This window comes from Actinotalea ferrariae CF5-4 (assembly GCF_000603945.1).
Lineage (GTDB): Bacteria > Actinomycetota > Actinomycetes > Actinomycetales > Cellulomonadaceae > Actinotalea > Actinotalea ferrariae.
Genome location: NZ_AXCW01000603.1, coordinates 1 through 432, shown reverse-complemented (window position 1 = coordinate 432; position 432 = coordinate 1). Strand labels below are relative to the sequence as shown.

Annotated in this window: 1 protein-coding gene; it reads left to right on the top strand. The window is 76.9% G+C overall.

Translation table 11 applies throughout. The annotated features are described in order from the left end of the window. Positions 1 to 52: 52 nt before the first annotated feature. Positions 53 to 432, top strand: a 380-nt coding sequence (locus N866_RS19440) for a biotin/lipoyl-containing protein (RefSeq protein WP_034230132.1), incomplete at its 3' end; no start/stop codon positions are given.

Sequence of the window (432 nt, the reverse complement as noted above, 5' to 3'; positions counted from 1 at the left end):
CACCCCCGCCCCGCACCCGCACCCCGCCGGGTCAGACCGAGGAGCCACACGCGTGCCGAGGTTCGAGCAGTTCCGCCTCCCCGACGCCGGGGAGGGCCTCACCGAGGCCGAGGTCGTCCTGTGGCACGTCGGTGTCGGCGACCGGGTCGCGGTGAACCAGCCGCTCGTCGAGATCGAGACGGCCAAGTCGCTCGTCGAGCTGCCGAGCCCGTTCGAGGGCGTCGTCACCGCGATCCTCGTCGAGCCGGGCCGGACGGTCGACGTCGGCACCCCGATCATCACGGTGGACGTCGACCCCGACGGCGCCCCGGCGCCCGAGCCCGCGGGCGACGCCGCGGCGGAGGACGCCCCGCTCCCCGACACCCCGGCCGCCGTCGGCAGCGGCGACACGTCTGCGGCCCAGGCTCCGGACCACGACCGCGCCACGGACCC